Below are 24,317 nucleotides of genomic sequence, written 5' to 3' on the forward strand. Positions count from 1 at the left end.
CGTGACCCTCTCCCCCGACCGGGCGACGGTGGGGCCGCGCGACGGCGGCCCCACCGCCACCCACTGCCCCTACTGCGCCCTGCAGTGCGCGCAGCAGCTGGTCCGCGCCGAGGGGCCAGTGCCCGTCGAGGTGCAGGCGCGTGACTTCCCGACCAACCGCGGCGGGATGTGCCAGAAGGGGTGGAGCGCGGCCGAGGTCCTCACCGCACCGGACCGGCTCACGACCCCGCTCGTCCGCCGGGACGGCGAGCTCGTCCCGGCGACGTGGGACGAGGCGCTCGACCTCGTCCACGCGCGTCTCGAGGGGATCCGCGACGAGCACGGCCCGGAAGCGGTCGCGGTCTTCGGCGGCGGCGGACTGACCAACGAGAAGGCCTACACCCTCGGCAAGCTCGCCCGGGTCGTCCTGCGTACGCCGTACATCGACTACAACGGCCGGTTCTGCATGTCGTCCGCCGCGGCCGCGGCGAACCGGACGCTCGGTGTCGACCGCGGGCTGGCCTTCCCCGTCACCGACCTCGGCGGCGCCGAGGCCGTCCTCCTCGTGGGGTCCAACCCCGCGGAGACGATGCCGCCGCTCGTGCAGCACCTCGCGGGCGCGCGGTCCCACGGCGGCCTCGTGGTCGTCGACCCGCGCCGCTCGGCCACCGCCCGCCTCACCGAGCACGGCGCGGGCACGCACCTGGCCCCCGTCCCGGGCAGCGACCTCGTCGTCCTCCTCGCGCTGACCCACGTGCTCGTCGACGAGGCCCTGGTCGATGCCGACTACCTCGCCGAGCGCACGACGGGATGGGAGGACGTCCTCGCCACCGTGAGCCGCTGGTGGCCCGAGCGCGCCGAGGCGGTGTGCGGGGTGCCGGCCGACACCCTGCGCCGCACGGCCCGCCGTCTCGCGGCCGCGGCACCCGTGCACGGCGGGGGCGGTGCCTTCGTCCTCACCGGGCGCGGGATGGAGCAGAGCGCGCACGGCACCGACACGGTGTCGGCCGCGATCACCCTGGCCCTCGCCCTCGGGCTGCCCGGCCGGCGCGGCTCCGGGTACGGGCCCCTCACCGGACAGGGCAACGGCCAGGGGGGCCGGGAGCACGGCCTGAAGTCCGACCAGCTCCCGGGCTACCGGCTCATCGCCGACCCCGCGGCGCGCGAGCACGTCGCCGGGGTGTGGGGCGTCGACCCCGGGTCGCTGCCCGGCCCGGGGGTCCCCGCCGTCGAGCTGCTCGCCCGGCTCGGCACGGAGGGCGGACCGCGCGCGCTGCTCGTCCACGGCGCGAACGTCGTCGTGTCCGCACCGAACGTCGGCCGGGTCCGCGAGGCCCTCGGTCGCCTCGACCTGCTCGTCGTCAGCGACGTCGTCCCGTCCGAGACCGCCCGGATGGCCGACGTCGTCCTCCCCGTCGCCCAGTGGGCGGAGGAGGAGGGGACGATGACGAACCTCGAAGGTCGCGTCGTCCGCCGCCGGCGTGCCACCGACCCGCCCGGCGACGCCCGCGACGAGCTGTGGGTGCTGAGCGAGCTCGCCCGCCGGTTCGGCCACGACCTGTCCGCCGACGCCCGCGAGGTCTTCGACGAGCTGGCCCGGGCCTCCGCGGGTGGCAAGGCCGACTACTCCGGCATCACCTACGACCGGCTCGACGCGGGGGAGGCCCTGTACTGGCCGTGCCCGGCGGACCGTCCGGCGGGCACGCCACGGATGTTCGAGCACGGCTTCGCGACCGCGGACGGCCGGGCGCGGCTCGTCGCGGTGGACCACCGGGACCCCGCGGACGACGTCACCGGCGACCGGCCGCTGTTCCTCACGACCGGGCGCGTCCTTCACCACTACCAGTCCGGTGCGCAGACCCGTCGGGTGGCCGAGCTCGTCGACGCCGCGCCCGAGCCGTTCGCCGAGCTGAGCCCGCTCCTCGCCGACACCCTCGGGGTGGCGGAGGGCGACCTCGTCCGGGTCGTGTCGGCCCGCGGCGCGCTGGAGCTCCGGGCCCGGGTGACCTCCGCCATCCGGCCGGACACCGTCTTCGTCCCGTTCCACTGGGCCGGCGCGCTCAGCGCGAACCTCCTGACCTCGGACGCGACCGACCCGGTCTCGGGGATGCCGGAGTTCAAGGTGTGCGCGGTGTCCGTCGAGCGGGTCGCGGCGCGGAACGCGCGCCCGGTGCTCGAGGAGGTCCACGCATGAGGGTCGTCGTCGTCGGCCACGGCATGGTCGGCTCCCGCGTGGCCGAGGAGCTCGTCACCGCCGACCCCACCGCCGAGGTCACCGTGCTCGGCAAGGAGCCGGTGCCCGCCTACAACCGAGTGCTGCTGTCGAGTGTCGTGGCGGGCTCCAAGGACCCTTCCCTGCTCTCCGTCGCCGGCCCGGCGCACCCGCGGCTGCGGGTGCTGACCGGTGTCGGGGCCGTGGACGTCGACCGCACGGCCCGCGTCGTGCACGACGACGCGGGGGAGACCCATCCCTACGACGCCCTGGTCCTCGCCACGGGCTCCGCGGCCCGGGTGCCGGCCATCCAGGGTGTCGCCCTCGACACCGGCCTCGTCCCCGGCGTGTTCGTCCTCAAGGACATGGCGGACGCCACCGGCATCGTGGAGGCGACGCGCTCGGCGCGGCGGGCGGTCGTCCTCGGCGCCGGGGTCCTCGGTATCGAGGTCGCCACCGGGCTCGCGGCACGCGGCCTGGCGGTCCGCGTCGTCCACCTCGGGGAGCGCCTCATGGAGCGCCAGCTGGGGTGGGAGGCCTCGCAGGTCGCCGTCGCGAGCCTGGAGCGGATGGGCATCACCACGCACGTGGGTTCCTCGGTCGTCGGTGTGACGACCCGGCGAGGCCGGCTGGACGGCGTCCGGTTCGGAGACGGGCTCGAGGCCGCGGCGGACCTCTTCGTCATGTGCACCGGCACCGTCCCGGACACGATGCTCGCCCGCCGCGCCGGGCTCACCTGCGACCGCGGCGTCGTCGTCGAGGACGACCTCCGCTCACCCGACGACCCCGCGGTGTTCGCCGTCGGCGACTGTGCGCAGCCGCCGGGTGGGGCGACCGGCCTCGTGGCCCAGGGGTGGGAGCAGGCCCGCCGGGTCGTCTTGCGTCTCGCCCGGGCCGACGCGGTCGACCCCGCTGCCTCCACCACCGACGTCGTGCGCGTCAAGGCCTCCGGGATGTCGATGGTGAGCATGGGGCTCTCCGGCGACTTCGACCGGGACGACCCACGCCACCGCGTGCTGTCCCTCAAGGACCCCGAGCGCGGCCGGTTCGTCGAGGTCGTCGTGTCCGGAGGGATGCTCGTCGGTGCGACGTGCCTCGGGGACGCCGAGGTGGGCGCGACCCTCTCCGCGCTCTACACCCGGTCGATGCCGGTCCCCGAGGACCCCGCGCTGCTCATGGTCCGCGCACTGTCCGGCGGTGGCCCCGGTGTCGTCTCCCGGGCCCCCGCCGACCTCGAGGACGGCGACCGGGTCTGCACGTGCAACAGCGTCACGGCCGGGACCATCCGGGCCGCGCTCGCGGACGGCTGCCGGACGGCCGCCGACGTCTCCGCGCGGACCCGCGCGAGCACCGGGTGCGGCGACTGCCGCACCACCGTCGAGGCCCTCGTCGCACACGCGGCGGACGGCCACCAGCAGGACATCGAGCACGACCCCGACCTCGTGAGGAGCGAGTCATGACCGAGCACGTCGTCGTCGTCGGTGGGGGGATGGTCGCCCACCGGTTCGTCGAGGCCCTCCGGGCCCGGGACACCGAGGGCGCCTACGCCGTCACGGTCCTCGCGGAGGAGCCCCGCGCGCCCTACGACCGGGTCGGGTTGTCCGCCTTCTTCTCCGGGACCGCACCGGAGGACCTGGCTCTCGGTGACCCCGCGCTGTGGGAGGACCCCCTGGTCGCCCTGCGGCTGGGTGACCCGGCCACCGGGCTCGACCGGGACGCCCGCACCGTGACGACGGCATCGGGTGACGCCGTCGGCTACGACCACCTCGTCCTGGCCACCGGGTCGTACGCCTGGGTCCCACCGCTCCCCGGCGCCGACCTGCCCGGCGTGTTCGTCTACCGGACCGTCGAGGACGTCGTCGCCCTGCGCGAGTGGGTGCAGGAGCGGGCGGCCTCGCTCGACCGCCCCGTCCGCGGTGCGGTCGTCGGCGGCGGGCTCCTCGGCCTCGAGGCCGCCGGAGCGTTGACCAGCCTCGACGTCGCGACGACCGTCGTCGAGTTCGCCCCGCGGCTCATGGCACTGCAGGTCGACGAGGGCGGCGGCCAGGCGCTGCGACGGATCATCGAGGGCCTCGGCGTCGATGTCCGCACGGGAGCCGCGAGCGAGGCCGTCGAGCCCGCCGACGACGGCACGGTGGGCGGGCTGCGGCTCACCGGGGACGACGACCCGCTGCCGGTCGACGTCGTGGTCGTCGCCACCGGCGTCCGCCCCCGCGACGAGCTGGCGGCACCGGCCGGTCTCGCGGTCGGCCCGCGCGGTGGCGTGCTCGTCGACGAAGGCTGCCGCACCCCGGACGAGCGGGTCTACGCCGTCGGCGAGGTCGCGTGCATCGAGGGCCGATGCCTCGGCCTCGTCGCCCCGGGCTACACGATGGCCGAGATCGCCGTGGACCGGCTGCTCGGCGGGGACGCGACCTTCCCCGGCGCCGACCTCTCGACCAAGCTCAAGCTCCTCGGCGTCGATGTCGCCTCGTTCGGGGACGCCTTCGCCACCTCGCCCGGTGCCCTCGAGATCGTCCACTCCGACCCGGTCTCCGGGACGTACAAGAAGCTCGTCCTCTCCGACGACGCCCGGGTCCTGCTCGGCGGCATCCTCGTCGGCGACGCCTCGTCGTACGCGTCCCTGCGGCCGATGGTCGGGGCCGAGCTGGGCGACGACCCGGGCCTGTGGCTCGTGCCCGAAGGCGCCGGCGCCCGGCCGCAGACCGAGCTGCCCGACGCGGCCCAGGTCTGCTCGTGCAACGGCGTCTCGGCCGGCACGATCCGGGCCTCGGTCGTCGAGGACGGCTGCCACGACCTGCCGGCCGTCAAGGCGTGCACCCGGGCGGGTACCTCGTGCGGGTCGTGCGTGCCGTTGGTGAAGAAGCTCATGTCCGTCGAGATGGCCAAGGCCGGGCTCACCGTGTCGTCGGCGATGTGCGAGCACTTCGCGATGGCCCGGGCGGAGCTGTTCAACGCCGTCATGGTGAGCGGCCTGCGCCGGTGGAGCGAGATCGTCGAGCGGTTCGGCACCGGTCGCGGCTGCGACATCTGCAAGCCGGCCGTGGCCTCCATCCTCGCGACGCTCTACAACGAGCACGTCCTCGCCGAGGACCGGGCGGCGCTGCAGGACACCAACGACCGGGTCATGGCGAACATGCAGAAGGACGGTACGTACTCCGTCGTCCCGCGGGTGCCCGGTGGCGAGATCCGCCCCGAACAGCTGGTCCTCATCGGCGAGGTCGCCCAGGAGTTCGGTCTCTACACGAAGATCACCGGTGGCCAGCGGATCGACCTCTTCGGCGCGCGGCTCGAGCAGCTGCCCGCCATCTGGCAGCGTCTCGTCGACGGCGGGCTGGAGTCGGGCCACGCCTACGGCAAGGCGCTGCGCACCGTGAAGTCCTGCGTCGGGTCCTCCTGGTGCCGCTACGGCGTGCAGGACTCGGTGGGGATGGCCGTCGCGATGGAGCTGCGCTACCGCGGCCTGCGCAGCCCGCACAAGCTCAAGCTCGGGGTCTCCGGCTGCGCGCGGGAGTGCGCCGAGGCGCGCGGCAAGGACGTGGGGCTCATCGCGACGGAGAACGGCTGGAACGTCTACGTCGGTGGCAACGGCGGGTTCACCCCGCGGCACGCCCAGCTGCTCGTCGAGGACGTCGACACGGAGAGCGCCGTGCGGATCGTGGACCGGTACCTCATGTACTACGTCCGCACCGCCGACCGGCTGCAGCGCACCGCACCGTGGCAGGAGGACCACGAGGGAGGTCTGGACCGGATCCGAGAGATCGTCGTCGACGACGCCCTCGGCATCGGCGCCGACCTCGACGCGCAGATGGCCCGGCACGTCGACTCCTACGAGGACGAGTGGGCCGCCGTGCTGCGTGACCCCGAGCGGCTGCGCCAGTTCTCGTCCTTCGTCAACGCTCCCGACACGCCCGACCCGACGCTCGCCTACGTCGAGGAGCGCGGCCAGCGCCGCCCTGCGACAGACGAGGAGCGCGCCCACGGTCCCGTCCTCATCGCTCCCGCCACCCTGGAGGTCCGCTCATGACCAGCGTCGCGTCCTCGCAGACGACCGTCGTCGACGTCTGCGCCTACGACCGGCTCACGCCGGACCTCGGGGCCGCGGCACTCGTCGGTGACGTGCAGGTGGCCCTGTTCCGGCTCCCGGACGGCTCGGTGCACGCCCTCGGCAACGTCTGCCCGTTCTCCGGGGCGGCCGTGATGTCGCGCGGGATCACCGGCACCCGCGGTGAGGTGCCCACGGTGGCGTCGCCGGTCTACAAGCAGGTGTTCTCCCTGCTCGACGGTCGCTGTCTGGACCCGATGGGGATGGAGCCGCGCCCGGGTCGTGGTCAGGATTTGCCGGTGTACCCCGTCCGCGTGAACGATGGGCGCGTGGCCATCGAGCTCGTGGACGGCGAGTGACGACACTCGTCGGGCTGGACCTGGCCGGACGCCGCGTCGTGGTCGTGGGGGCCGGCCGTGTCGGGGTGCGCCGCACCCGGCGCTTCCTCGAGGACGGAGCGCACGTCGTCCTCGTCGACCCCGAGCCCTCGGACGAGGCACGCCGCATCGCCTCGCACGGTGACGTCGAGCTCCTCGAGCGCGGCGTGGAGGTGGACGACCTCGCCGAGGCCTGGCTCGTCGTGGCCGCCACCTCCGACCGCGGGCTCAACGCCCGGGTCGCCGCGTGGTGCGAGGAGCACCGGACCTGGTGCGTCAACGCGTCCGACGGCGAGTCCGGGTCGGCGCGGGTGGCCGCGTCCAGCACCCACGGCGACCTGCGGATCGGGGTCGTGAGCAACGGCCCCGCCGACTCGCGCCGCGTCGCCGCGGTGCGTACCGCGCTCGGCCGGCTCGTCGAGACCGGCGCCGTCGACCTGCGCCGGCACCGCCGCCGACAGGGCCGTGTCGTGCTCGTCGGCAGCGGCCCCGGTGCCGCGGGGCTGGTCACGACCGCGGGCCGCGAGGCCCTCGCGACCGCCGACGTCGTCGTCACCGACCGGCTCGGCGCCACCTGGCTGCTCGAGCAGCTGCCCGACGACGTCGAGGTCGTCGACGTCGGCAAGTCGCCGACCAACCACCCCGTGCCCCAGGAGGAGATCAACCGGATCCTCGTCGAGCACGCCCGCACCGGCCGCACCGTGGTGCGGTTCAAGGGCGGCGACCCGTACGTCTTCGGCCGCGGCGGCGAGGAGGTCCACGCCTGCCGGGCAGCGGGGGTTCCCGTCGAGGTCGTGCCCGGCATCACGTCCGCGTTCTCCGTGCCGGCGCTCGCCGGCATCCCGGTGACCCAGCGGGGGGTGGCCACGTCCGTCCTCGTCACGTCGGGGCACGCCGGGGCCGACCCCGCGACGACCGCCGCCCTCGCCGCGGGCGCCACCGTCGTCCTCCTCATGGCGGTGTCCTCGCTGCCCGAGATCTGTGCCGCGGCCCTCGCGGCCGGCGTCGCTCCCGACCTCCCCGTCGCCGTCGTCGAGAAGGGGTCGACCACCCACGAGCGCGTCACCCGGGCCACCGTCGCCACCGCCGTCGAGGTCCTCGCGCGGGCGGGGGTCCGCCCCCCGGCGGTCGTCGTCATGGGGCTCGTGGCCGCCGAGGGCTTCCTCGACGACCCGGTCTGCGCCACCCCGCTGCGGGAGGTGGCGGATGTCTGAGAACCGGTCCGGAACCCAGGTCCTGGCGGGCTGCACGATCGCCATCACCGCCGACCGCCGCTCCCGTGAGCTGGCCGGTGCGCTGGAGCGGCGCGGGGCGTCCGTCGAGCACGCGCCGGCGCTGCGGGTCGTACCGCACCTCGACGACGAGTCGCTCGTCGAGGTCACCCGCACGGTCATCGCCGACCCACCGGACCTCGTCGTGGCGACGACGGGGATCGGGTTCCGCGGATGGGTCGAGGCGGCCGACGCCGCCGGCCTCGCCGACGAGCTGCTCGACGTCCTGCAGGACGCCCGGCTGATCGCCCGCGGTCCGAAGGCGCGGGGCTCCATCGAGGCCGCCGGCCTGACCGCCGACTGGGTCGCGACCTCCGAGACCGCAGCAGAGATCAAGGACTTCCTGCTCGCCGAGGGTGTCGCCGGCAAGCGGATCGCCGTGCAGCACCACGGCAGCGGCTCGGACGGCCTCGACGAGGCGTTCGCCGGCGCAGGGGCCGAGGTGCTGAGCCTCGTCGTCTACCGGTGGGGCCCCGCGGACGCCGAGGTCCTCGCCAGGTCCGTCTCCCGGACCGCCGAGGGAGCCCTCGACGCGGTGGTGTTCACCTCGGCACCCGGCGCGAGCGCGTGGCTCGGGTGCGCCACCGACGACGAGCTCATCGGCATCCGGCGGCGCAACCTCGAGGGGAGCCTGCTGCTCGCGACCGTCGGACCGGTCACGGCCGGGCCGCTCGCGGCGCACGGGATGTCGCCGCTCGTGCCGATGCGGTGGCGGCTCGGCGCGGTCGTCCGCGAGATCGTCGGCCACTACGCGGCGCAGCCGTTCCTCGCGACGGTCGCGGGTCCGCTCTCGGTCCGCGCCCGGGGCGCGGTACTCGACGGCAGCGCGCTCACCCTGACCCCCGCCGGTCACGCGATCCTCTCCGAGCTCGTCGCGGCCCGTGGCGCGGTCGTCCCGAAGGAGCATCTGCTGACGCTGCTGCCCGGGGGCTCTCGCGACGCGCACGCTCTCGAGGCCGCCATCGCCCGGCTGCGGGACACCTGCGGCTCCCGGGACCTCGTCCGCACCGTCGTCAAGCGCGGCTACTCGCTCGCGCTCGCCTCCTGAGCCGTCGCGTGCAGCCCGTCCTCGTCGTGTGCGCGCACGGCACCCGGGACCCCACGGGGCGGGCCACGGTCGCCGACACCGTGCGAGCCGTGGCCGCCCGCCTGCCGGGTGTCGAGGTCCGAGAGGCCTACGTCGACGTCCACGGCCCGGAGGTCGACACCGTCGTCGCGGGCCTGCCGCGCTTCGAGGAGGGGCTCGCAGGGGTCGTCGTCCCACTGCTCCTCGCAGCCGGCTACCACGTCCGGGTCGACCTCGCGGCGGCGGTCCGCGACCGGCAGGACGTTGTCGTGACCCCGGCGTTGGGCCCGGACGACCGGCTCGTCGACGTCGTCCGCGACCGGCTCGGCCCCGAGGTCGGGCCCTCGGACCAGGTCGTCCTCGCCCCGGCCGGCTCGAGCGACGAGCGGTCGCAGGAGGACTCCCGCGAGACCGGCCGACGGCTGGAGCAGCGGCTGCGGGTGCCGGTGCGGGTCGCCTACGCTGCCGGGGCCCGACCTCCGGTCGCGTGCGGCGTCACCGCGGCGCGGATCGACGGCGCGCAGCGGGTCGTGGTCGCGTCGTACCTCCTCGCGCCCGGGTTCTTCCAGCGCAGGCTCGAGGGCAGCGGTGCGGATGCCGTGAGCGCGCCGCTCCTCCCCGACGAGCGGGTGGTGGCGCTGGTGGTCGAGCGGTACCGGTCTGCGCTCGGCGGTGCGTCGGCGGGCTGAGCATCCGAGCCGCGGCGGGCCGGGTACCGGAACCTCGGGTCACACCCCCCGAAGTTCGAGGTGTGCGAGAGGACCTTCCGGCACGAGGCGAAAAAGAGGTGGGGGCTCAGGACCAGCCGAGCGCGCGCAGGACGCCCGCGACGAGCGCGGCGCCGGCGACGACGACGAGGAAGTTCGCCCGCAGGGCGAGCAGCAGGAACGCGACCGCCAAGGCCGCGATCCGGGCGTCGAGCACGAGCAGACCGCCGTCACCGACGACGGTCTGCACCGCGACGAGGGCGGACAGCAGCGCCACGGGCAGCAGGGCGATCATCCTCGAGCGGCGCGGACCGTCGAACCAGCCGGCGGGGACGAGGTAGCCGGCCAGCTTGAGCGCGTACGCCGCGGCGCAGGCGAGGAGGACGGTGACCCAGGGCGTCATGGCAGCGGGTCCGCCCCGGGCCGGTCGTCGGCGTGCGCGGTCGGCGCGCTCTCGTGGCGGCCGGGGCGCCGCAGCCCGACGACGACCGCGGCCGCGGCGGCGAGGATGACCGGGACGCCGGCCGGCAGGACCGGGCTCGCGACGAGCGCGACGACGACCGCGAGGACGGCGGTCACCGCGGCGTCCCCGCTGCGCAGCCGCGGCCACAGCAGGGCGGCGAAGGCCGCGGCCGCCGCGGCGTCCAGCCCGTAGGCCCGGGGGTCGCCGAGGGCGTTGCCGAGGAGTGCGCCCGCGAGGGTCATGAGGTTCCATCCGGTGAACACCGCGAGACCCGTGACCCAGAACCCGAGGCGCTGTGCCGCCCGCTCCTCCTGTCCCAGCCCGACGGCCGTCGACTCGTCGATGGTCAGCTGGGCGGCCGCGAGCCTGCGGACCCCCCGGACGCCGAGGAAGCGGGAGGTCTGCAGCGCGTACAGCCCGTTGCGGACCCCGAGGAGCGTCGAGGTCGCGACGGCCGCCGCGCCCCCGCCACCCGCGCCGAGGACGCCGACCACGGCGAACTGCGACCCGCCGCTGAACAGCAGGAGGGAGAGCACCTGGGTCTGCAGCACCGTGAGACCCGAGGCGACCGAGAGCGCCCCGAAAGAGATGCCGTAGGCGCCGGTGGCGACTCCGACGGACAGGGCCTGACGGACGACCGCGCGACGGCGGTCCGGTGTCAGCGGGTGCTCGACCGCGGCGGTCATCCGTCGTCCGCGATGCGGGCGACGAGCCGCACCTCGCGCAGCGCGTCGCCGTCCGGGGACACCGCCCGGTCCCGGAACGCGCCGTCCGGGCCGAAGCCGGACGCGGTGAGGAACGTGCGGGTGCCCTCGTCGTCGGCGGGCAGCCATGCGGTGACGGCCTCGGCGCCGGCCTCCCGGAGGAGGTCCACGGCGGCATTGAGGAGCCGGGATCCGTGTCCCTGCCGCCGGGCGTCCGGGTGCACGACGAGGAGGCTCACCTCGGCCCACGCGGGCTCGGCGTCGGGGTCCTGGGCGGGACCGGTCGCGACGGCGCCGACGACCTGCTCGCCGGCACGGGCGACGAGCAGCCGGTACGCACCCTCGGGTGGGTTCGTCAGGCCGTCCCGCCAGGCCCGCGCGAAGGGCTCGGGCTCGAAGGCGGCCAGGACCTCGTCGGGGACCCGGCCGGCATACGTGTCGCGGAAGACCGTCGCCTGCACCAGCCCGACGGCGGGTGCGTCGTTGGGGCGCGCGGCCCGCACGCTCGCGTCGGCGACGGGTCCGGGGGAGTGGTCGTGCGCCATCGGCTCAGTGCCCCCTGAACCGGGGCTCGCGGCGCTCGGCGAAGGCGGTGCGCCCCTCGACGAGGTCCTCGCTCGCCCACGCCCGGGCGAACGCGGCCTCGTAGCGCGACACGGCGGCGTCGTCGCCGGGCCGGGTGCCCAGCCCGAGCTTCGAGCCGGCCTGGGTCATCGGTGCGAGGGAGGCCGCACGACGGGCGAGGGAGAGCGTCTCGGAGAGCCCCCCGCGTCCCTGGGCGAAGCCGAGCCGCCACGAGTCGTCCGCGGTGAGGACGGCCGAGGCGAGCACCATGTGCCGGGCCGCGCCCTCGCCCCAGAAGCGGGCGAGGCGGTCGACGGTCCAGTGGTCGACCATGAGCCCGAGCCGGGCGACGGGCACCGCGAACCGGGCGCCGTCGTCGACGACCCGGAGGTCGCAGGCGAGCGCGAGCTGCATCCCGAGACCCATGCACGCGCCGTCGATGGCGGCGACCGTGACGACCGGGACGTCGGCGAGGTGGTGCAGGACGTCGGCGAGCCGCTGGGTGAACGAGACGTCCTCGAGCTCGGTGAGGTCGGCCCCGGCGCAGAAGTGGCCCCCGGCGCCGGTGAGGACGATCGACCGCGCACCGGAGTCGGCGGCCTCGGCGACCGCGGCGTGCAGCTCCTCGAGGGCGTCGAGGTCGAGGGCGTTGCGGCGCTCCGGGCGGTCGATGGTGACGAGGGCGACGCGGTCCTCGAGCGAGCAGGTGACGGGCACGGCCCGACCCTAACGGAGCGCCCTGCGGTGGCGGGACGGCCGGCGCCCGGCGCTCTCTCTCAGCCGCGCTCGTAGGTGACCCAGGAGAAGCCGTCGCGCGGCTCCCGGGAGGTCTCGCGCCACACCGCGGGGTCGATGGCCGGGAAGACGACGTCGCCCTCGGGTTCGAGGTCGACCTCGGTGACGAGCAGCCGGTGCGCCCAGGGCATGGCCTCGGCGTACACCTGACCTCCCCCGACGACGAAGACCTCGTCGGCTGGTCCTGCGAGCGAGAGTGCCTCGGGAAGGGAGTGCGCGGTCTCGACGCTCGCGTGGGACCAGTCGTGCTGCCGGGTCACGACGATCGAGCGACGCCCCGGGAGCACCCGGCCGATCGAGTCGAAGGTCCGCCGACCCATCACCATGGGGTGGCCCATGGTGGTGCGCTTGAAGAAGGCGAAGTCCTCGGGCAGGTGCCACGGCATCGCGTTGTCCGTGCCGATGACCCCGTTGCGGCCGACGGCAGCGATGAGCGAGACACGGGTCATACCGCGATCGGCGCCTTGATCGAGGGGTGCGCCTCGTAGCCGACGAGCTCGAAGTCCTCGAGGTCGTACGCGTCGATGGAGCTGCGCGGCGTGATGTGCATCCCGGGCAGCGGCAGGGGCTCGCGGGTCAGCTGGAGCGCGGCCTGCTCGACGTGGTTGCTGTAGAGGTGCGCGTCCCCGAGGGTGTGGACGAACTCGCCGGCCCGCAGCCCGGTCTGCTGGGCGACCATCATCGTGAGCAGGGCGTAGGACGCGATGTTGAACGGGACGCCGAGAAAGATGTCGGCGCTGCGCTGGTACAGCTGGCAGTCGAGGTAGGCGGCGCCCCCGTCCGCCGCGGGCCGGACGTAGAACTGGAACATCGTGTGGCAGGGCGGCAGGGCCATGTCGTCGACGTCGGCGACGTTCCACGCCGAGACGATGTGCCGTCGCGAGTCGGGGGTCGTGCGGATGGACTCGACGACCTTGGCGATCTGGTCGACGGTGCGTCCGTCAGGGGTCGGCCAGGAGCGCCACTGGTGGCCGTAGACCGGGCCGAGGTCGCCGTTCTCGTCCGCCCACTCGTCCCAGATCGTGATGCGCCGCTCGTGCAGCCATCCGACGTTGGTGTCGCCACGGAGGAACCACAGCAGCTCGCCGATGATCGAGCGCAGGTGCAGCTTCTTCGTCGTGAGGACGGGGAACCCTGCCGTGAGGTCGAAGCGCATCTGGTAGCCGAAGACGCTGCGGGTGCCGGTACCGGTGCGGTCCGACTTGTCGACCCCGTGGGTCACGACGTGGTCGAGGAGGTCGAGGTACTGGCGCACCAGCCCAGCGTAGGGGAGCGGCGGGCGCCGACCGCGTGTCGACACCCGCCGCCCCGGTCAGTGCCCGTCGGCACCCGTCCGGCCCGTCACGGGCGCTTGAGGAACGCGGTGCGGAGCAGGGGCTGGTTGTTGACGAACCCGTAGCCCGCGCACTCGGACGCGCTGCAGCCGACGCGTGAGTTGACGCCCACCCGCATGTCGATGTGCAGGTGTGGCGACGTGCCCAGCGCGTGCGCCGAGGTGCCGACCGTGCCGATCCGCTGCCCCTTGCTCACCTGCTGCCCCTCGGAGACGACCGGTGCGGGGTTGTGGTGCATGTGCGCGAGGTACCAGAGGCGGCCGAACTTGTCCTTGACGGTGACCGTGCTGCCCACCCCGCTGGAGCGCGGGTTCACCGTCTTGACCGTGCCGTTCACGGGCGAGACGACGGCCGTCCCGGTCGCCGCGAAGATGTCGGCGGCGTTGTAGTCGTGGTGGCAGTTCGTCTTGCTGTTCCAGCACCAGTGGGGTGAACGGTTCTTGATGTGGGCCTGGTTCGTGTTGAGCGGGAACCGGAGCTCTGCGTTGCCGATGATGTGCGAGGCGTTGTCGTTGCGCACGTTGTCGTTGAGGTTGACCTTGGTGTTGGTGGGGATCCGGTCGTAGCGGCCGCCGAAGTCGCTGTTGTAGAAGACGAAGACCGGCTTGCCGGTGCGGTTCCACACCGAGGCGGCATGGTTCTTGACGCACACGGTGGACCCGACGAAGGTCGTGCACCCCGACCCGGTCCCGTAGTTGCGGATGGACCGCTTGACGTCGAGGACGGCCCCGCCCTGGCCGACCTTCTGGTAGAGGCAGAGCTCGCCCGACTCGCACGACCCGTTCCGGGTCGCCGCCGAGGCAGCAGGTGCGGTGGCGACCAGCGCCCCCACGAGACCGAGTGACGCGACCGCTGCGGCCGCCATGCGCTTCATCATGATGTCCCCCTAAGAACACGTGACTGTCGTGTCGCGAAGGAACGGCCCCACCGAAACCACACGGCGGCGACGAGCCGCTGTACGCCCCCCGGCGATGCCCCCTCCGCTGGGCGGACACCCGGAACCGGTTCCGGTCTGCACGCCCAGGACGTCATGGGACGTCCACCGACGACCGTAGCCCCGCAGGCCCGACATGACAACCGCGGACGGAGGGGACGGCCGGGAGGGAGCAGTGACCACTACGCTGGAGCGCATGACGTCCAACCCCTTCGGCCGAGTCCTCACCGCGATGGTGACCCCGATGTCGCCCGGGGGGGACCTCGACCTCGCGGGGGTCGACGCCGTCGTCGAGCACCTGCTCGGCACCGGCCACGACGGCATCGTCGTCAACGGCACCACCGGTGAGTCGCCCACGCTCAGCGACGACGAGAGCATCGAGACGGTCCGGCGGGTCAAGGACCGCGCCGGCGACCGGGCTCCGGTCACCGCCGGGGTCGGCTCCAACGACACCGCGCACGCGGTCGAGATGGCGGGCCGCGCGGCCGAGGCCGGGGCCGACGCCCTGCTGCTCGTCTCGCCCTACTACAACAAGCCGACCCAGCCGGGGCTCGTCGCGCACTGCCGTGCCGTCGCGGACGCCACCGACCTGCCCGTGATGCTCTACGACATCCCGGGCCGCACCGGCGTCCCGTTCGCCACCGAGACGCTCATCGCCCTCGCCGAGCACCCGAACATCCGCGCGGTCAAGGACGCCAAGGGCGACCTGCACGCGTCCAGCAGCGTGATGGCCGCCACCGACCTGCTGTGGTTCAGCGGGGAGGACGCGCTCAACCTGCCGCTGCTCGCGATCGGGGCCACGGGCGTGGTCTCGGTCGTGGGTCACGCCGCCGGCAAGCAGTACCGCGCCATCGTGGAGGCCGTCGACCGCGGGGACCTCACCGAGGCCCGCCGCATCCACCGCGCCCTGATCCCGCTCGTCGACGCCGTCATGAAGCCGTCGCAGGGCGCCATCATGGCCAAGGCCGCGCTCGTCGAGCTCGGCGTCATCGAGCACGCCACCGTGCGCCTGCCCCTCGTCGAGTCGCCGGCAGCGCACCTCGAGGCGCTGCGCACGGCCCTCGCCACCCTCTGACCGAAAGAACGCATGAGCCACCCCCACCCCGACCTGGACACCCCTGCGCCGCTCGCGAAGGGAGGGGTCCGGGTCACCCCCCTCGGCGGTCTCGGCGAGGTCGGCCGGAACATGACGGTCGTCGAGCACGACGGCCAGCTGCTCGTCATCGACTGCGGCGTGCTGTTCCCGGACGACCACCACCCCGGCATCGACCTCATCCTCCCGGACTTCGCCTCCATCGAGGAGCGGCTGGACCAGGTGCAGGCGATCGTCCTCACGCACGGCCACGAGGACCACATCGGGGCGGTGCCCTACCTCCTGCGGCTCAAGCCGGACATCCCCGTGGTCGGGTCCCAGCTGACGCTCGCCCTCGTCGAGGCCAAGCTCAAGGAGCACCGGATCACCCCGTACACCCTCGGGGTCGCCGAGGGAGGCCGCGAGCGCCTGGGCGTGTTCGACTGCGAGTTCGTCGCGGTGAACCACTCGATCCCCGACGCGCTCGCGGTGTGCGTCCGTACCTCGGGCGGCACGCTGCTGCACACCGGTGACTTCAAGATGGACCAGCTGCCGCTGGACCGCCGGCTCACCGACCTGCGGGCCTTCGCGCGGATCGGCGAGGAGGGGGTCGACCTCTTCCTCACCGACTCGACGAACGCCGAGGTCCCGGGGTTCACGACCCCGGAGCGGGAGATCGGCCCGGCGATCGACAAGGTCTTCCGGGACGCCGACCGGCGGATCATCGTCGCGTGCTTCTCCTCGCACGTCCACCGCGTCCAGCAGGTGCTCGACGCCGCCGCGGCGGCCGGCCGGAAGGTGGCGATGATCGGTCGGTCGATGGTGCGCAACATGGGCATCGCCTCCGACCTCGGCTATCTCCGGGTGCCCGACGGGGTGCTCGTCGACATCAAGGAGCTCGACGACCTGCCGGACCACCGGGTGGTCCTCGTCTGCACCGGCTCGCAGGGCGAGCCGATGGCCGCGCTGTCGCGGATGGCGAACCGCGACCACCGCATCGAGGTGGGGGAGGGGGACACCGTCCTCCTCGCGTCCAGCCTCATCCCCGGCAACGAGAACGCGGTGTACCGCGTCATCAACGGGCTCATGCGCCTCGGGGCGACGGTCGTGCACAAGGGCAACGCCAAGGTCCACGTGTCCGGCCACGCCAGCGCCGGCGAGCTGCTGTACGTCTACAACATCGTCAAGCCGCGCAACGTCATGCCCGTGCACGGCGAGTGGCGGCACCTCGTGGCGAACGCCGAGCTCGCCGTCGCCACCGGGGTGCCGCGCGGCAACGTCGCGGTGGTCGAGGACGGCGTGGTGGTCGACCTCGTCGACGGACGCGTCTCGGTGGCCGGGGCCGTCGACTGCGGGTACGTCTACGTCGACGGCTCGTCGGTCGGGGAGGCCGACGAGACGCTGCTCAAGGACCGTCGCATCCTGCGGGACGAGGGCTTCATCTCGGTGATCGTCGTCATCGACTCCTCCACCGGCAAGGTCGTGGCCGGGCCGGAGATCACGGCCCGCGGCTTCGTCGAGGACGACGTCGTGTTCGACGAGGTCCGTCCGCGGATCGAGGCCGCGCTCGACGAGGCGACCGGCCAAGGGGTCACGGACAGCTACCAGCTGCAGCAGGTCATCCGGCGCACCGTGGGCTCCTGGGCCGGCCGCACGATCCGGCGGCGCCCGATGATCATCCCGACCGTCATCGAGTCCTGACCTGGGCGGACTGGCCGAATGCCCGACGGTGGGCAGCCCGTTCGGCCTATCTTGAGACATCGATGTCATGACCTTCCCCTCACGTTCGGTAAAGGAAAGGTAAAGTAAAGGTCATGACTTCGCCGGGTCAGGGCCCGGCGACCGTGTTCCCGACAGTTGGGTGACCTTCCACCATGTCTGTGCAGATGCAGGAACGGACGACCGACGAGCCCGTCGCGCCGCACGAGCCTGACAAGACCGCTCTCTCCGAAGACCCGGCCCGGCCGAACGGCCCGGCCCGCCCGAGCCGCCGAACGGTGGCCACCGGCCTCGCGTGGGCCGTCCCGGTGGTGGGCATCGGCGCCGCCGCCCCCAAGGCCTCCGCGTCCCCGTGTCCACCCGACAGCTACGTGATGTCGTGGGGCGGGTCGAGCACGACCTACACGCGCAACTCGTCCACGTCCGCCACCGCCGTCACCGACCCCGACGGCGCCGGGTGGATGCCGCCGGTCACCCTGTCGATCGCGTCGGTCCTCGATGGCCGCATGGCCACGGGGAACGAGTCCGGCAGCCAGAACCAGAACCTGCGTATCTCGAGCGGCACCGTGGGAGGCACCTCCAGCCGCGGGCTCCAGCTCGAGCAGACGGTGACGGGGACGCGCAACTCCGTGCCCGGACGTAGTGCGCGTCAGACGGTGACGTTCTCGTTCAGTAGACCCGTGACCGGCCTGTCCTTCACGATGACCGACATCGACGCCGTCCAGGGCGACTTCGTCGACATGGTCGAGCTGTCCGGGGCCTTCACCTACTCCTACAACTCGACCTGGCTGCAGGGAAGCGGCACCCAGGGTGACCCGCTTCGCCCGAGGTACTGGGGTGACCGGTCGGCCACCGAGAACCTCGGCAACGCGACGATCACGTACCCCGGCACGATCTCGAGCTTCACGATCGTCTACTGGAACAACGCTCCGTCGTTCAGCAACGCCGACCGCAACCAGATCGTCACGTTCACCGACTTCTCGTTCCAGGTCATCCGGCAGGACTGCTGACCGACCCGCCGGGGCCTTTCGTCCCAACGGCCACGGCCGGTGCTCGGCCGTTCGGTCGGACCGTGATGACGGCGGGCGATCCGCGAGTGGGAAAAGTAAAGGCTAGGTAAAGTAAAGGTAAGTCCTCGGTCAAGGCCCCGGAACGGCCGAGGAGCACCCCGGACCGCGGCGTGCCAGCGGCACCATCCCGGTCGGCCCCTCCGGTCGGCGCTCGCGCCGACGGTCGGCAGATGGCCGGCCGCGCCGCCGCGGTGCGGGGGCCGGGCCCTTCGGGGCCCGGTTCCGAAGCGGTGGCCCGCTCGATGACAGGGGTCGAGCGGGTCACCGCTTCGTCGCGTCCCGGGCAGACTTGGGCCTCGACGTGCCGCGTGTGACGCGTGAGTCTCGTGTGACTCTCGCGTAGCCTGCGACCATGGCGACCCGCACGTCCTCCACGTCCCGCGCGCGCTCGGGCTCGACCCGGCCGAAGACCCGCTCTGGCGGGGCTCGCGCACGGAAGACCTCCGGCGGCGCCCGGTCGGGGGGTCTCCCGCTGCCGCTGCGTGCCGCACAGACCACGTGGATGGGGGTCGCACACGCCACCGGGGCCGTCGCCCGCAAGGTCGGGGACACCGGCCGCGACCTCGACCCCGAGCACCGCCGGGACGGGGTCGGCCTCCTGCTCGTCGCCCTTGCGGTGGTCGTCGCGGCCCGCGAGTGGTGGGGGATGCCCGGCGCCGTGGGGGTCGTCGTGCATGCCGTCGTCGCCGGCACCGTCGGCAAGGTCGCCTACGCCGTGCCCATCGTCCTGCTGCTCTTCGGCCTCCGGGTGCTCCGCGCTCCGCAGGACGAGGCCGCCACCTCCCGGATGGCCATCGGCACGACGGCGCTCGCCTTCGCCGCCTGCGGTCTCGTCCACGTCTCCGCGGACATTCCCACGCCGCCCGAGGGCGCGGACGGCATGCGCGCCGCCGGCGGCATCATCGGCTTCCTCGCCTCGAGCCCGCTCGAGGCCGCGGTCTCCGTGTACGGCACCGTCCCCCTCCTGCTCCTGCTCGGGCTGTTCGCCGTGCTCGTCCTCACCGCCACCCCCCTTCACCAGGTGCCCCAGCGGCTGCGCGAGGTCACCGACCGGCTCACCGGCCACGTGCCCGAGCCCGCGCCGGAGCAGCCGGAGAAGGCTTCGCGTCGCCGGAGCCGCGCCCGGGCGGCCGACCCGGAGGTCCCGCAGGAGGGCGACGAGGCCTTCGAGCAGGCCGCCGTCGTCGACCCGCACACCGGCAGGAAGCTGCGGCCGGGGCAGAAGCGCCCGACGCCGGCCGACCCGCCGGCGCCGGCGGCATCCGCCCCGGTGGCCAAGGCCCCGCTCGAGGCGCCGCCGACGAGCCAGCTGCCGCAGCGTGTGGAGCAGCTCTCGCTCGCCGGCGATGTCACGTACACGCTGCCGGACTCCGGGGTCCTCGAGCCCGGCACCCCGCACAAGACCCGCAGCGCGGCCAACGACCGCGTCGTCGACGCGCTGACCCAGGTGCTCGACCAGTTCGACATCGACGCCCAGGTCACCGGGTTCACCCGCGGCCCGACGGTGACGCGCTACGAGGTCGAGCTCGGCCCCGGCATCAAGGTGGAGCGGGTCACGGCGCTCTCGAAGAACATCGCCTACGCCGTCGCCTCCGCCGACGTGCGCATCCTCAGCCCGATCCCCGGCAAGTCCGCGATCGGCATCGAGATCCCGAACACCGACCGCGAGAAGGTCAGCCTCGGCGACGTGCTCCGCAGCCAGGTCGCCCGCGGTACCGAGCACCCGATGGTCATGGGCGTCGGCAAGGACGTCGAGGGCGGGTACGTCATCGCCAACCTCGCGAAGATGCCGCACCTGCTCGTCGCAGGAGCCACGGGCGCCGGCAAGTCGAGCTTCGTCAACTCGATGATCACCTCGGTCCTCATGCGATCGACCCCCGACGAGGTCCGGATGGTGCTCGTCGACCCCAAGCGGGTCGAGCTCACCGCCTACGAGGGCATCCCGCACCTCATCACCCCGATCATCACGAACCCGAAGAAGGCCGCCGAGGCGCTGCAGTGGGTCGTGCGCGAGATGGACACCCGCTACGACGACCTCGCGCAGTTCGGGTACAAGCACATCGACGACTTCAACAAGGCGGTGCGTGCCGGCAAGGTCGAGCCGCTGCCCGGCTCGGAGCGGACGATCGCGCCGTACCCGTATCTGCTCGTCATCGTCGACGAGCTCGCGGACCTCATGATGGTCGCGCCGCGTGACGTCGAGGAGTCGATCGTCCGGATCACCCAGCTGGCCCGAGCGGCCGGCATCCACCTCGTGCTCGCGACGCAGCGCCCGTCGGTCGACGTCGTCACCGGCCTCATCAAGGCCAACGTGCCCTCCCGGATGGCCTTCGCCACCTCCTCGCTCGCCGACAGCCGGGTCGTCCTCGACCAGCCCGGCGCCGAGAAGCTCATCGGCCAGGGTGACGCGCTGTTCCTCCCGATGGGGGCGAACAAGCCGATGCGCGTCCAGGGCGCGTGGGTCACCGAGACCGAGATCCAGTCCGTCGTCCGGCACGTCACCGACCAGCTCAAGCCCTCGTACCGTGAGGACGTCGTCCAGGCGCAGCCCAAGAAGCAGATCGACGACGACATCGGCGACGACCTGGACATCCTGCTCCAGGCGGCCGAGCTCGTCGTCACCACGCAGTTCGGGTCGACCTCGATGCTCCAGCGCAAGCTGCGGGTGGGCTTCGCCAAGGCCGGCCGGCTCATGGACCTCCTGGAGTCGCGGGGGGTCGTCGGGCCGTCCGAGGGGTCGAAGGCGCGCGACGTCCTCGTCAAGCCGGACGACCTCCCGACGACCCTCGCGTTGATGCGTGGTGAGGACGTGCCCGAGGCCGACGTGCCGTTCGACGCCGAGGCCGACGAGGGGCAGCCGCTCGACGGCGACGCCCGCGCCCTGGCCCAGGCCGACGACGCCCGGAGCGACACCGCGGAGGTGCCGGTGCGCGACTACGGAGCCGACGCGCTCGAGGCCGAGCTCGACCGCTACCCGCAGGTGGAGGCCGACGACGACGGCGGCGAGGACGCCTGGGAGCTCACCGGCCGTCGTTGAGGTCGGGCGCCGCGAGGTGCTCGCGGACCTCCTCGACGAATGCCACGACGGCGTCGGACCCGCGGACCGGTCCGCCGGCGAGCAGCCCGTCGGTGCCGACGAGGACAGCGGACGGAGTGCCCGTGGCCAGCGCGCGATGTGCAATGCCGTGGGGGTCGAACCAGGCGTGGCCGACGAGCCCCGGGTGGTCGCCCAGCTCGTCCGGCCCGCCGACGAGCACGGCGTGCACGGACACCGGTGCGAGCTCTGCCGCCCATACCGGGACGAGTGGCGCCACGCGGGCGCACGCGCCGCACGCCGGACGGACGAAGACGAGGAGCCGGGCCGAGAGCGACGCCATGTGCGTCAGCAGCACGAGGTCGCCTTCGTCCGTGAGCAGCTGGACCTCCGGAACGGTGGCCCGCTCGTAGTCCTCGTCGTCGGACGTGCCGCCGGCCGTCCCCGCACCGTCGGACGGGTTGCCGGCCGGCTCCGCGCCAGGGGAGCGCCACGTCACGAGGACGCCGACGGCCACGGCCAGGGCTGTGGCCGAGAGCCATCCCCACGTGGCTCCCTGCATCGCGGCCGGGAGCACGGCCACCCCACGCACCGCCGCGACGACCCCGAGGATCGCGGCGAGGACGAGCACGGCGTTGCGGACAACGGTCGCCCGCGTGACGCGGTCCTCGCCGAGCGGGCCGAAGCAGCCGCACTCGGCAGGCTCCGGCCCGGCGACCGCCCGGGACACCAGGACGAGGTAACCCGAGAACAGGGCGAGGACCATCACCGTCACGACGACGAGCGCGGCCCCGGTGGCGACGAGCAGCCAGAGGCCGAGCGCGACCTCGACCCACGGCACGGACCGCACGAGCCAGGGCGCCCGCAGCCGCCGGGGGACCGGGAGCGAGTCGACCGCGCGTCCCAGGGCAGCGGGGTCGCGCAGCCCCGCGGCTCCACCCAGGGCGAGGACGACCGCACAGGTGAGCAGCGGGAGGACGAGCGGGCTCGGCATCCCGGCATTGTCGCCGAGAGCCGTCTACCGTGTGGCCATGACGCTCATGTGGGAGGAGCTGCAGGAGCCGCCGTCGACGTGGGGGCGGTGGAAGGCCACCCTGCGCAAACAGCCGTCGGCCTTCCTCCTCGTCGCGCAGATCACCGTCATCCTCCTGCTGCCGTTCCTCCAGACCAGCGGCGAGCAGTACAAGGGCGTCGGTCGAGCCGTGATCTCGCTGCTCAGCCTCGCCGCCGTGATCATCGCCGTCTTCACAGTCCGCTCGACCCCGGCGCTGACCTGGCTGTCGGTGGGCCTCGGTGTACCCGCCACTGTCCTGGAGGTCTGGAGTCTCTTCGAGCCGGCGAACTCCGGGATCCTCGTGGCGGCGCACCTCGCGCTCGCGATCTTCTACCTCTACACGGCGTACGCGCTCATCTCGTACATGTTCGAGGACTACTGGGTCACCAAGGACGAGCTCTTCGCGGTCGGGGCCTGCTTCACCGTGCTCGTCTTCGCCTTTGCCTACCTGTTCCTCGCGATCCAGGAGGTCTGGCCCCACTCGTTCACCTCGTACGAGGGTCCGGGCCAGCGCAGCTTCCTCGAGCTGCTCTACTTCTCCGGGGCCAACCTCACGAGCGTCGGGCTCTCCGACGTCGGTCCGATCAAGCCCCAGGCGCGGGCCCTGGTCACGGTCGAGCAGCTGGGCGGGGTGCTGTACGTGGCGATGGTCATCTCGCGCCTCGTCGCCCTCACGGTGATGCGTGCGCGTCAGTGACCCCGGGCCGCACGGATGCTCAGAACGGCGCGGGGGAGCCGTCGAGGTCCTCGATGCGGGCCAGCGAGGGCCCTCGGTCCGCGGCGATCCCGGCGGCGGCGTCCTCGGCGTCCCCGAGGGCCCGCATCGCGTTCCCGCTCGCCAGCCGGGCGAGGTCGGCGTCGCTCCACCCTCGCTCGGCGAGGGCGGCCAGCAGGCGCGGGTAGCCGCTGACGTCCTCGAGGCCCTCGGGCTGGAGGTCCACGCCGTCGTAGTCGCCCCCGAGCCCCACGTGCTCGATGCCCGCGACCTCGCGCACGTGCTCGCAGTGCGCGACGACGTCGGCCACGGTCGCCGCCGGCGAGGGATGGCCGCGCCGGTACTCGGCCGTGAACTCCGTGTAGGCGACGATGTCGGTGGACGAGATGCCCTGGGCGGCAGCCACGTCCGCCGCCACGAGGTCCCACTCGCGAACGGCCTGGCTGACGAACTTCGGGACGAACGCGACCATGCACACGCCGCCGTTCAGGGGGAGGCGCTCGAGGACGTCGTCCGGCACGTTGCGAGGGTGGTCGCAGACGGTGCGCGCGGACGAGTGCGAGAAGACGACGGGCGCCCGTGCCGTGTCCAGCGCGTCGTGCATCGTGTCCTGCGAGACGTGGCTGAGGTCGACGAGCATGCCGAGCCGGTTCATCTCCCGGACGACCTCGTGGCCGAACGCCGACAGCCCGCCGAGCACCGGCTCGTCGGTGGCCGAGTCGGCCCAGGGGACGTTGTCGTTGTGGGTGAGCGTCAGGTACCGGACACCGAGGGAGTACAGCATCCGGAGCGTCCCCAGGGACGAGTCGATGCTGTGGCCGCCCTCGGCCCCCATGAGCGACGCTATCCGTCGCGCGCCCCAGGCGCGCTCCACGTCGGCGCGGCTCGTGGCGAGGGCAAGGTGCTCCGGGTACCGGGCCACCATCGCGTGCACCGCGTCGACCTGCTCGAGTGTCGCCGCGACCGCGGCGTCCCCTGCGAGGTCGGCCGGGACGAAGACCGACCAGAACTGCGCGCCGACCCCACCCGCCCGCAGCCGAGGGAGGTCGGTGTGGGTCGGCAGCCCTCCCGCGGCGAGGTCGAGGCGGGACCAGTCGTAGGCGACCCGCCTGCGCGCCTCCCACGGCAGGTCGTTGTGCCCGTCGAACACCGGCGAGGTGTCGAGCAGCGTGCGGATCCGTCCCCCGAGCTCGTCCATGCGG

The 24,317-nt window shown here is 73.4% G+C and carries 21 protein-coding genes; 12 read left to right on the forward strand and 9 right to left on the reverse strand.

The window, feature by feature from the left end; all coding sequences use genetic code 11:
* Window position 1 precedes the first annotated feature (1 nt).
* The 7 genes from JQN72_RS12045 to JQN72_RS12075 are packed head-to-tail and all read left to right on the forward strand — an operon-like array spanning window position 2 to window position 9,639.
* The gene (locus JQN72_RS12045) at window positions 2-2,173 is read left to right on the forward strand and encodes a molybdopterin oxidoreductase family protein (protein WP_204135441.1); all 2,172 of its coding nucleotides are present in this window, start codon (window positions 2-4) and stop codon (window positions 2,171-2,173) included.
* Window positions 2,170-3,651, forward strand: coding sequence for an FAD-dependent oxidoreductase (locus JQN72_RS12050; protein WP_204135442.1), 1,482 nt, complete (start codon window positions 2,170-2,172; stop codon window positions 3,649-3,651). Before JQN72_RS12045 ends, JQN72_RS12050 begins: the two co-directional genes overlap by 4 nt.
* A complete protein-coding gene (nirB, locus tag JQN72_RS12055; RefSeq protein WP_204135443.1) occupies window positions 3,648-6,218 on the forward strand; it encodes a nitrite reductase large subunit NirB in 2,571 nt (856 codons plus the stop codon). The genes JQN72_RS12050 and nirB overlap by 4 nt, the downstream gene beginning before the upstream one ends.
* Window positions 6,215-6,595 (forward strand): nitrite reductase small subunit NirD, encoded by a 381-nt coding sequence (gene nirD / locus JQN72_RS12060; protein WP_204135444.1) that lies wholly within the window; start codon window positions 6,215-6,217, stop codon window positions 6,593-6,595. The genes nirB and nirD overlap by 4 nt, the downstream gene beginning before the upstream one ends.
* On the forward strand, window positions 6,592-7,827 hold the full coding sequence (cobA, locus tag JQN72_RS12065) for a uroporphyrinogen-III C-methyltransferase (RefSeq protein ID WP_204135445.1): 1,236 nt from the start codon (window positions 6,592-6,594) through the stop codon (window positions 7,825-7,827). Before nirD ends, cobA begins: the two co-directional genes overlap by 4 nt.
* The gene (locus JQN72_RS12070) at window positions 7,820-8,932 is read left to right on the forward strand and encodes a uroporphyrinogen-III synthase (protein ID WP_204135446.1); all 1,113 of its coding nucleotides are present in this window, start codon (window positions 7,820-7,822) and stop codon (window positions 8,930-8,932) included. Before cobA ends, JQN72_RS12070 begins: the two co-directional genes overlap by 8 nt.
* Window positions 8,933-8,940: 8 nt before the next feature.
* Window positions 8,941-9,639: a sirohydrochlorin chelatase gene (locus tag JQN72_RS12075; RefSeq protein WP_204135447.1), complete on the forward strand. Its 699-nt coding sequence runs from the start codon at window positions 8,941-8,943 to the stop codon at window positions 9,637-9,639.
* 106 nt (window positions 9,640-9,745) lie between these two features.
* Here the strand turns inward: JQN72_RS12075 and JQN72_RS12080 are convergent, their stop codons facing one another.
* From JQN72_RS12080 to JQN72_RS12110, 7 genes are all read right to left on the reverse strand, one after another.
* Entirely contained in the window at window positions 9,746-10,060 is a 315-nt protein-coding gene (locus JQN72_RS12080) for an AzlD domain-containing protein (protein ID WP_204135448.1), read from the reverse strand.
* Window positions 10,057-10,806 carry an AzlC family ABC transporter permease gene (locus tag JQN72_RS12085; protein ID WP_204135449.1) on the reverse strand — a complete coding sequence of 250 codons (750 nt, stop codon included), beginning with the start codon at window positions 10,804-10,806 and terminating at the stop codon, window positions 10,057-10,059. The genes JQN72_RS12080 and JQN72_RS12085 overlap by 4 nt, the downstream gene beginning before the upstream one ends.
* Entirely contained in the window at window positions 10,803-11,369 is a 567-nt protein-coding gene (locus tag JQN72_RS12090; protein WP_204135450.1) for a GNAT family N-acetyltransferase, read from the reverse strand. Before JQN72_RS12090 ends, JQN72_RS12085 begins: the two co-directional genes overlap by 4 nt.
* A gap of 4 nt (window positions 11,370-11,373) precedes the next feature.
* A complete protein-coding gene (locus JQN72_RS12095) occupies window positions 11,374-12,105 on the reverse strand; it encodes an enoyl-CoA hydratase-related protein (RefSeq protein ID WP_204135451.1) in 732 nt (243 codons plus the stop codon).
* A gap of 59 nt (window positions 12,106-12,164) precedes the next feature.
* Window positions 12,165-12,632 (reverse strand): dihydrofolate reductase, encoded by a 468-nt coding sequence (locus tag JQN72_RS12100; RefSeq protein ID WP_204135452.1) that lies wholly within the window; start codon window positions 12,630-12,632, stop codon window positions 12,165-12,167.
* A complete protein-coding gene (locus JQN72_RS12105) occupies window positions 12,629-13,438 on the reverse strand; it encodes a thymidylate synthase (protein WP_204135453.1) in 810 nt (269 codons plus the stop codon). Before JQN72_RS12105 ends, JQN72_RS12100 begins: the two co-directional genes overlap by 4 nt.
* A gap of 86 nt (window positions 13,439-13,524) precedes the next feature.
* Window positions 13,525-14,394 (reverse strand): peptidoglycan DD-metalloendopeptidase family protein, encoded by an 870-nt coding sequence (locus JQN72_RS12110; RefSeq protein ID WP_204135454.1) that lies wholly within the window; start codon window positions 14,392-14,394, stop codon window positions 13,525-13,527.
* Window positions 14,395-14,647: 253 nt separating this feature from the next.
* Here JQN72_RS12110 and dapA point away from each other — a divergent pair, with 253 nt between their 5' ends.
* From dapA to JQN72_RS12130, 4 genes are all read left to right on the forward strand, one after another.
* Window positions 14,648-15,526 (forward strand): 4-hydroxy-tetrahydrodipicolinate synthase, encoded by an 879-nt coding sequence (gene dapA / locus JQN72_RS12115; RefSeq protein ID WP_204135455.1) that lies wholly within the window; start codon window positions 14,648-14,650, stop codon window positions 15,524-15,526.
* Window positions 15,527-15,538: 12 nt separating this feature from the next.
* On the forward strand, window positions 15,539-17,224 hold the full coding sequence (locus JQN72_RS12120; RefSeq protein WP_204135456.1) for a ribonuclease J: 1,686 nt from the start codon (window positions 15,539-15,541) through the stop codon (window positions 17,222-17,224).
* 185 nt (window positions 17,225-17,409) lie between these two features.
* Complete coding sequence (locus JQN72_RS12125; protein WP_204135457.1) at window positions 17,410-18,252, forward strand: hypothetical protein; 843 nt, start codon at window positions 17,410-17,412, stop codon at window positions 18,250-18,252.
* A gap of 412 nt (window positions 18,253-18,664) precedes the next feature.
* Window positions 18,665-21,349, forward strand: a complete 2,685-nt coding sequence (locus tag JQN72_RS12130) for a DNA translocase FtsK (protein WP_204135458.1) — start codon at window positions 18,665-18,667, stop codon at window positions 21,347-21,349.
* On the opposite strand, the gene JQN72_RS12135 is transcribed toward JQN72_RS12130, so the two are convergent.
* Window positions 21,333-22,340: a MauE/DoxX family redox-associated membrane protein gene (locus JQN72_RS12135; protein WP_204135459.1), complete on the reverse strand. Its 1,008-nt coding sequence runs from the start codon at window positions 22,338-22,340 to the stop codon at window positions 21,333-21,335. The two genes, JQN72_RS12130 and JQN72_RS12135, sit on opposite strands and share 17 nt — an antisense overlap.
* A 37-nt stretch (window positions 22,341-22,377) precedes the next feature.
* Here JQN72_RS12135 and JQN72_RS12140 point away from each other — a divergent pair, with 37 nt between their 5' ends.
* Entirely contained in the window at window positions 22,378-23,097 is a 720-nt protein-coding gene (locus JQN72_RS12140; RefSeq protein WP_204135460.1) for a two pore domain potassium channel family protein, read from the forward strand.
* Between the two features lie 19 nt (window positions 23,098-23,116).
* Here JQN72_RS12140 and JQN72_RS12145 read toward each other — a convergent pair whose 3' ends face one another.
* Window positions 23,117-24,313 (reverse strand): dipeptidase, encoded by a 1,197-nt coding sequence (locus JQN72_RS12145; protein ID WP_204135461.1) that lies wholly within the window; start codon window positions 24,311-24,313, stop codon window positions 23,117-23,119.
* Window positions 24,314-24,317: the final 4 nt, after the last annotated feature.

This window comes from Phycicoccus sp. CSK15P-2, from assembly GCF_016888005.1.
Classification (GTDB): domain Bacteria; phylum Actinomycetota; class Actinomycetes; order Actinomycetales; family Dermatophilaceae; genus Phycicoccus.